The organism is Clostridium sp. CF012, assembly GCF_018861755.1.
In the GTDB taxonomy this organism is placed as follows: domain Bacteria; phylum Bacillota; class Clostridia; order Clostridiales; family Clostridiaceae; genus Clostridium_AD.
The window spans coordinates 1-7,311 of record NZ_JAHLEF010000063.1 but is presented as its reverse complement, the minus strand read 5'-3'; the positions used below and the strand labels follow the sequence as shown (position 1 = coordinate 7,311).

The following is a 7,311-nucleotide window of genomic DNA, read 5'->3' as shown; positions in this document are numbered from 1 at the left end:
CATTGTTATTGTAAGTATTGCATTTCCTGTATTGTCTGTAGGTGGTTGTACAACTTTATCTGTTACAGTTACTATACAACTTGCAGATAAATTGCTTCCATCTTGAGTTGTGGCTGTAATTATTGCTGTTCCTGTTGTGACAGCTGTTATTTTCCCAGTAATATCTACTGTTGTAATTTCTGGATGATTTGATTTCCATATTACAGTTTTATTTGTTGCATTATCTGGAGTTATAGTTGCTGTTAATGTTTCATCTTGCCCTACATTTATTATTGCTAAGGTTTTATTTAAAGAAATACTCATTGATTGAATAACTGGTATTTCTTTTTCCATTAATTCAATTTCATCTATGTCTATCCAATTTGATTGTCCATTATTTGCAAGTACGTTTATTCTATAATATCTGTATTCTTTATCATTAGCGAAAATATATTCTCTTTTTTCACTATTACTATAATCCCAATTAATTTCATTAGTCTTAGTGTCCAATGCAACCCAGCTTGTTCCATCCATGCTGCCATCAAACGTCCATGACTTTATATTCGAATTATCATTACTTTTTCGGCATTTAATAGTATACTTTTCAATATTTTTTTGATTAGTTACACCAAAATCTACCTTAATCCAACCTTTTGATGTACCCCGTGCACTAGCCCAACTATGCTCTTTTCCAATATCATCTCCACAGGCAATCCTATCAAAAGCTTTCCATGCTAAATACCTTCCGTCATATTCACCACTAGCGCTAACCGTAATTCCGTTAGCTGTATAACCTATCATTTTAGGTATTAAATTTTCAGTGTATGTATCTGCCGCATAAGCACTTCTACCACACAAAACACCAAATATTAGAGCCATTAAAAATACAATCCTAATTTTACTAATAAATCCTTGATAAAACTTCTTCATCTTTTACATTCCCCCATTAATTAAATTAAGACAATTTCTTTCTTACACTTATATTATCGGATAATTTTACCAAAACTTAACTTTGATTTTTAGGTTCATAGATATAGGATATTTTATGTTCTTACTTCTATTTTCCTAGTTTGTATTAAAACAAACAAAATTGTCACAAGCTTTTATTCCTTGTGACAATTCAAAATAATTATATAATTATTTCATATTTTGAAACACACTTTATAATATTGATTTTTTCTAAATAAGTTTTTTGTACTGCCTATAATCAATTTTACGAGAACCATTCTCTTCTTTTTTGTTTTAGCATATATTATATGTTCAGTTCTCTTCTCAATTTCCTTTAGTATCAATATATGAGTATGCGTAATATATACCTTATCTTTTTCAAGTGAATTAAAAAAATCCTCACAATCTTTTCTAAATTCCTCATATCTTCCTTTTTTATAATATCGTATTAAGGCTTTTATTGAAATTGTTGTGTATACCGTATTATCTTTTCTACCTAAAACTACAACTCCATTTTTTTTTGAAAATAGAATAGGATTTACCACCTTACTCATAATTAGATATGTCAACCACAAAACTAATATAACTTTAATTAAATAACTCATTTTATCCTCCTCAGCAAACAAAAATTCTTTTAGTGTATATTTATCGAGATAAACTCAATATACTTTAACAAAACTTTCTAATGTTAATACTGCTATATCATCTTACTGAATAAAATCTCCACCACTTGAATTCATCCTCGAATTAATAAACATTGGAACTTATTCTGTCACAAATAAAAACACTCAATGAGTGTCTACTTTTCCTTTTAATTATACTGTTGCCATTTTTGATAATAATGTCCCAGGACTTTGTGTAGTATTTAAAATTACTGCACATTGAGCATCCGTAAGAAATTTTGGAACTCTATCCATTACCCATAAATCAGTTACATAAGCCATAGTCCATCTCATTAAAATGTAATCATACATAGATATCACCTCCTCTCATAGTTCGAATAATAGGTTACATCATACCTACGAGCATATCTATTGCTTGCTGTGATGTTATTAGTTGCTTTTGCATTATTTCCATTTCCGTCAATGGAATATCTTCTAATATTGCAACATTTGGTGTAACATTTACATCTACACCTATTCCATCAGTATATTTTATTCTTTTGCCCTCTGGAATTACTACCCATATAAAAGGCACACCGTTTGGTTCTCTCACACTTCCTTGACCTTGAAATAATATATAACCTAAACTATCATAAATTAATAATGTTTTCATTTTTTAATATTCCCCCTATTCATATGCGTTATAAGTATATGGTGCATCAACAGCATTAACAAAACCATAAAATGAACCATAATTTGCAATTGCTTGTGGATATGACCCTAATCCAGAGCCGTCACTATTTAATGCAAATGTTACATAATTACTAAACGCACTATTAAATTGCCATAGAGCACCAGAACACCATATATCCACTTTTGATGGTTTAAATAAAAGATTACTAATAGTAGCAAATTTGTTTTGACCTGTTACTCCACTACCACTTGCTATTCTTTTACCCCCTAAACTTTCTATTGTAGGTTCTATGTGATTCCCGGTTCTCAAAATGCCATCATTGTTAGTAAAAGTGAAACCATTTTGTACATTGCTTTCCACTGCGTTGCCTTGCCCTTTTGCTATTGCGTTTATTCCACTTGTAAGTGCTGAAAAATCTTTGCTTGTTGGGTTGATTCCCTTGCCGACAATAGCGGAATAAACGCTATTTTTTCCATTATCGACATTTATAAAAAGTTCACTCATAGCACCTTCAACATTAGTTGCGGTAAATTTATTGGCACTATCATTTAGTCCTATTAAACTCGCACCTTTACCGCTAAGTTGTGACCCCATATCTGCCAAATGCGACTCAACTGTTGCTCCATCTGCCGCTTTAATATCGCCTGCATTTAGTGTTACATCCCCAGTTTTAAGATTTACTCTTGTAACCGGCACTGTAATATTACCTATACCATCTTCAAGCGTTTTTACTTTAGTGTCTATCTTGTCCCAGTTCTCATTCAAGTCTGTATCTATATTAAATGTGTTATTACCATCTGTTGTGGTATTAATTTTTTTTAAATTTAAATTAGGTGTATTAGTTGACATATTTATCCCCTCCCTGCAAACTGATTTATTTTAGTTGTCTGCAGTTGATTTATTGTCATGGTATTGTGTATATCTTTTATGAGCAAATATTTAAATAAGTAATCTACTAATAGGTGGCATGGTTTTGCTTCTTCTATTGCATCTTTTAACCCATTTAAGTCGGTGGGTATACCTGTAGCACCTACAAACTTTATTTGTATTCTGCCACCTACAAAATCGACCGCTATTTCTCCATTTTTCCAGCTGTTACAAATGGCTTGAATAAAGTCTAAAGTGCATTTTCCAGAACTTTTCCATTTTGCTTCAACAAAACTTCTTCTGTCTTCTATGGAACTCAAAGGATTAGTTTTTATTTTTAATCGCTTTTCTAAAATCGGAATCGCCCATGTCATGGTGTCGAAACTGTATTGATTTTCTAAATCGGTTGTAGTTAATTCTAAGGTATCTAATGTTATCCCTGCGCTATTGTATATCTCAACTATCCATGGGTCTTGTCTGTAGTCTTTGTGGAGGTTGTTTATTAAGCTTTCATTATACAACATTTACCACCCCTAGCGTTGCGACCTCCTCATTTAAAATGTTTATATTTACATTGCCGCCATTAATAGTTAAAGTTGTATAATCGGCTACGCCCTCAGTATTTAAAATTACATTACCAATTTTTGCATAAGATACATAGTCTTGTTTAAAAGCAACCTCTTTAAGATAATTAGTTATATCAGTTTTTAAAGATATAGTAATGTCTGCAAGCGTGTAATTCGTTGCTTCTTGTATATCTACCAAGTCTATATTAATTGCTTTGCTAGTAGCACTTATTACTGTTGTATATGCTCCAATAGGGGCTTGCCCTTCGCCCTTGCCGTTGGAATTAGGGTCTATATAGTCTTGTACCTTTTTTATTAAATCTGCACTAGCGGGTTGTTTATCGCTATCTATTATTACTACTTTTACAGTGTTTGCTCCTGACCATAAACTTATTATTTTTGCATCCCCTACACCTGTTACCTCTTTCGCCCATGTCATGTAGTCATAGCGGTTACCGCTTGCGGTTGGAAGTTGTAATGCATCATAATATCTCTGTCGCAAACTATCGTCACTTTCGGCATTATACCCATCATGTGTCGACCCTATATTATTACAAGATACTATCCCTGCAAGCGTAACTGGCATTTGCACAATACTATTGCTACCTACATTACCACTTGCACCAGCAATTACTGCCTCGATTTTTATATCTAAACTTGTCGTAATTGTTTTGTCTTCTATTGAAATGAATTGAATACCGTTACTGGTAGAAAATAAATCTCCTATCTTAACTTCTCCTGATCCGATAACATTTAAAATGCCAGGTGATTTCGTCGCTATTTTTCTTATTATTCCTTTGCGTTGGAGAACATATTTAGTAAGATAATCCCCTGTTAATAAATCTACATCTAATTTATCTATCATAGATTGTAGTATTTTATAGAGTTTATTCTCCTCGATACTAAAACTTTTCAAAATGTCGGCGGTAGGATATCCTAAACTTTTTTCATAGTCATTTGAAACATTTGCTAGTAGTTCAATTAAAATATTCTCAGCAGTCATATTTTCATACATTAAATCACCTCATTTATAATTAAATTTTCACTGTTTTTAAGGCCTACATTAAATTCTACATTTAAAGTGCCTTTAATTTGTTTCAATATAAAATTATCTACACTTATAATGAATGCATTTTTTAAAAGACTTTCTGTTATTTCTCTTTTTAATTCTGATTCTATAACACTATTTAGTTTTGGACCAATTAACCACTCTACATTACAGTTGAAATCTGTATTCTTATAGATATTAATCTTATTTTTATTGCTTCTTAAAACAAGCGTTATCCATTGTTTAATAGCTTGTTTTTCATCAATTTCTATATTTCTACCACCTGCAAATTCAAACTTTTTTGTTAGGTTATTGAATAGGAAACTTCTACCTAATTTTGTGGGGGTTTCTTGTTCTGTTACTATATCATAATCCTCTATCAAAAAATCTTGTTCTATGTCTATAACTGGCATGATGTTATCCATGCTTACACCACCTTATCTATTGCATAAAAAATCTCTCCTGAAGCATCCGAAATAATCAATACTTTATCGCCATTAACCGCTAAATTATTATCTAAAAGACTTTTAAAAGTCTTTGTTATTATGCAATTATCCAAAATTACTCCATTAGATAGTATTCCAATTTTTAAAGGTGTAATGGATAATATTTCTCCTGTTAAATTCCCGATAGGTTTGGAGTTATTTCTCTTTTTTAATTCTAGTGCAAACGCTACTGCATAGTCCATTTAATCACCTACCACTCTATATTTATTGCACTTTTAAAATTTCCATTTTGCAAACTATTTGAGCAACTTTTTATGTTATACCAACCATTCAAACCCATACTAGCAATCTTTAAACTAATCATTCTATTAGCCCTAATTTCTTCGCCACCACTAATCACTATAATATTTAGTGTAGTATCTTTAAAAACCTTATTAGTTTCTTTGAGCCTGTTAGTTGCTATATTACTTGCTTTCGACATATCTTTTTGCTCTACAGTAATAACTTCTTGAAAACTTCCATAAATATTAATATTTTTCGGGTCACTTGCAGTTGCTAGGATTCTATTATTTTTTTCGTCGCTAGATACAACTAATATCTTATTCTTCATTTCCTCTATTGAACTGTTAACTGATAGATCACTTGCTAGAATAAAAGTAGGAAATATTTTATAATCTGCTAATTTTCTAATATAAAGTGTATCTCCTATCATTTCTTTTACATATTTAATACCTTTTTCTGATGTTGCTTGTTCTAAGATTTCTTCTATAATATCACTCAAAGTTTGGTCTTTAAATATTTTTTTTATCATTGTAGTTATTTTTGTACTTACAACTCTTTTTGTTACTTTAGTTTTTCCACTTTTTAAATTAATAGTTTTATCTGCTTTGCTTTTAACTGTAGACTTTTTTTCTTCTTGGACTACAAAGTCTATATCCACCACATTGCATTTAACCCCGAACTTGCTACATAATTGTTTAATTGCATCGCTAGCCGAAATTTTATTAAACTGTATAATCGTTTCATTTTTCCCTAGAACCCTTGCAAAATCTTGACAAGAATAACTAAATTGATTTTTAGTTTTAGATTTTTTAATCACTGATCCCATAATTGTTAATTTTGAATCTATTAGTAGTTGAACGATGGTCCCCTCTGTTAGGTCTCTTAAACTAGTAAAGCTTAAATCTACTGCTAAGGTATCTTTGTCGCTTCCCCATGAAATTGAATCACTCGTAGGCAATATATTTACCCATATCCCACTTTGTCTACCACGTAATGTATAAATCATTTTATCTCCCTATATTCTTTAAAATCTATAGTATATTTTATATCACCAGTTCTGTCCTCATGCCACTTCATATTTTCCACGGAAACCGCTAAATTTAATAGTTCGGCTGGCAAATCTTTTCTCAAATTTCTGTTCATAATTACACGTAAAGGTGTTTTATTTGCCATATTGCTCGCCCACAGATTTATTAAGCTATAAGGATTAATTTGAGATTTAGCCCACCTATATTTATTTGCATAAGCAGGTAAAAAACTATCTAAAGTAAATGTAATCAACCCCACGTTACCAAGTAGATTAAAGGCACCATTATTGAAAGTTTCAAATTCTTCATTCTTCGCGTTTCTTGATAGTTCTGGCATTTCTTCTGGAAGGACTGGTAATTCTATTATTATTTTTCTTTTCGAATCTGAAAAATAAATATTTGCTATTATAACCACCTTCTTTGCATTAAAATAGAGTGATTATAAAAATCACTCTTTACATATTCCCTAGCAATGTCAATATTTTATTACAAGTCTTTTGGGATGCTTCCTCAAAAAATTCTTCTGTTCCCACATTCCCTTTTATGTTAAAAATAAATGTGTGGCCACCTTTGGATTTTTCTATTAATTGTTTTGATTTATCTGCAGGGATAATTGTTTCTCCACTGGATAATTTTCTAATTTCTCCGCCTTCTTCGTTAATTAATGCAAGTCCAGCTTTTGTATAGCTTGAACCTTTTGCATGTTTTGGTATAGTTAAACCAAAATTATTTTTTACATCATATACTTTCGGTTTTGTTATTGCTTTTACTTTTGTACCCTTATCCTCTACGCCTACATTGCCAATCTTCCCAATTTTTACACCTGGTATTTTACTCATTAAACCAGTAAC

The 7,311-nt window shown here is 31.2% G+C and carries 11 protein-coding genes and 1 pseudogene; all 12 read right to left on the bottom strand.

All coding sequences use genetic code 11. The features are described from left to right. A partial coding sequence (locus KPL50_RS25815; RefSeq protein WP_216301357.1) for a discoidin domain-containing protein occupies positions 1-909 on the bottom strand: 909 nt, incomplete at its 3' end. Positions 910-1,121: 212 nt separating this feature from the next. After that, positions 1,122-1,532, bottom strand: a complete 411-nt coding sequence (locus tag KPL50_RS25810) for a hypothetical protein (protein WP_216301356.1) — start codon at positions 1,530-1,532, stop codon at positions 1,122-1,124. 210 nt (positions 1,533-1,742) lie between these two features. Beyond that, a complete protein-coding gene (locus tag KPL50_RS25805) occupies positions 1,743-1,901 on the bottom strand; it encodes a hypothetical protein (RefSeq protein ID WP_216301355.1) in 159 nt (52 codons plus the stop codon). 34 nt (positions 1,902-1,935) lie between these two features. Further along, positions 1,936-2,202: a hypothetical protein gene (locus KPL50_RS25800; RefSeq protein ID WP_216301354.1), complete on the bottom strand. Its 267-nt coding sequence runs from the start codon at positions 2,200-2,202 to the stop codon at positions 1,936-1,938. Positions 2,203-2,217: 15 nt separating this feature from the next. Further along, positions 2,218-3,072, bottom strand: a complete 855-nt coding sequence (locus tag KPL50_RS25795; protein ID WP_216301353.1) for a hypothetical protein — start codon at positions 3,070-3,072, stop codon at positions 2,218-2,220. Positions 3,073-3,074: 2 nt separating this feature from the next. Next, complete coding sequence (locus KPL50_RS25790; RefSeq protein ID WP_216301352.1) at positions 3,075-3,614, bottom strand: putative phage tail protein; 540 nt, start codon at positions 3,612-3,614, stop codon at positions 3,075-3,077. Next, positions 3,604-4,671 (bottom strand): baseplate J/gp47 family protein, encoded by a 1,068-nt coding sequence (locus KPL50_RS25785; RefSeq protein ID WP_216301351.1) that lies wholly within the window; start codon positions 4,669-4,671, stop codon positions 3,604-3,606. The genes KPL50_RS25790 and KPL50_RS25785 overlap by 11 nt, the downstream gene beginning before the upstream one ends. After that, positions 4,671-5,129 (bottom strand): DUF2634 domain-containing protein, encoded by a 459-nt coding sequence (locus KPL50_RS25780; protein WP_216301350.1) that lies wholly within the window; start codon positions 5,127-5,129, stop codon positions 4,671-4,673. Before KPL50_RS25780 ends, KPL50_RS25785 begins: the two co-directional genes overlap by 1 nt. A 2-nt stretch (positions 5,130-5,131) precedes the next feature. Next, the gene (locus KPL50_RS25775; RefSeq protein WP_216301349.1) at positions 5,132-5,392 is read right to left on the bottom strand and encodes a DUF2577 domain-containing protein; all 261 of its coding nucleotides are present in this window, start codon (positions 5,390-5,392) and stop codon (positions 5,132-5,134) included. Positions 5,393-5,400: 8 nt separating this feature from the next. Next, the gene (locus KPL50_RS25770) at positions 5,401-6,438 is read right to left on the bottom strand and encodes a hypothetical protein (RefSeq protein ID WP_216301348.1); all 1,038 of its coding nucleotides are present in this window, start codon (positions 6,436-6,438) and stop codon (positions 5,401-5,403) included. Then, positions 6,435-6,875: a hypothetical protein gene (locus tag KPL50_RS25765; RefSeq protein ID WP_253200821.1), complete on the bottom strand. Its 441-nt coding sequence runs from the start codon at positions 6,873-6,875 to the stop codon at positions 6,435-6,437. The genes KPL50_RS25770 and KPL50_RS25765 overlap by 4 nt, the downstream gene beginning before the upstream one ends. Positions 6,876-6,915: 40 nt before the next feature. Further along, positions 6,916-7,311 (bottom strand): annotated as a pseudogene (locus tag KPL50_RS25760) (phage tail tape measure protein); the annotation flags it as partial.

What these genes read in the sequence shown, in the direction of transcription:
- KPL50_RS25810 (WP_216301356.1), bottom strand. Translation starts at nt 1,532, where the DNA reads ATGAGTTATTTAATTAAAGTTATATTAGTTTTGTGGTTGACATATCTA.
- KPL50_RS25790 (WP_216301352.1), bottom strand. Translation starts at nt 3,614, where the DNA reads ATGTTGTATAATGAAAGCTTAATAAACAACCTCCACAAAGACTACAGA.
- KPL50_RS25800 (WP_216301354.1), bottom strand. Translation starts at nt 2,202, where the DNA reads ATGAAAACATTATTAATTTATGATAGTTTAGGTTATATATTATTTCAA.
- KPL50_RS25775 (WP_216301349.1), bottom strand. Translation starts at nt 5,392, where the DNA reads ATGGACTATGCAGTAGCGTTTGCACTAGAATTAAAAAAGAGAAATAAC.
- KPL50_RS25770 (WP_216301348.1), bottom strand. Translation starts at nt 6,438, where the DNA reads ATGATTTATACATTACGTGGTAGACAAAGTGGGATATGGGTAAATATA.
- KPL50_RS25805 (WP_216301355.1), bottom strand. Translation starts at nt 1,901, where the DNA reads ATGTATGATTACATTTTAATGAGATGGACTATGGCTTATGTAACTGAT.
- KPL50_RS25785 (WP_216301351.1), bottom strand. Translation starts at nt 4,671, where the DNA reads ATGTATGAAAATATGACTGCTGAGAATATTTTAATTGAACTACTAGCA.
- KPL50_RS25795 (WP_216301353.1), bottom strand. Translation starts at nt 3,072, where the DNA reads ATGTCAACTAATACACCTAATTTAAATTTAAAAAAAATTAATACCACA.
- KPL50_RS25780 (WP_216301350.1), bottom strand. Translation starts at nt 5,129, where the DNA reads ATGGATAACATCATGCCAGTTATAGACATAGAACAAGATTTTTTGATA.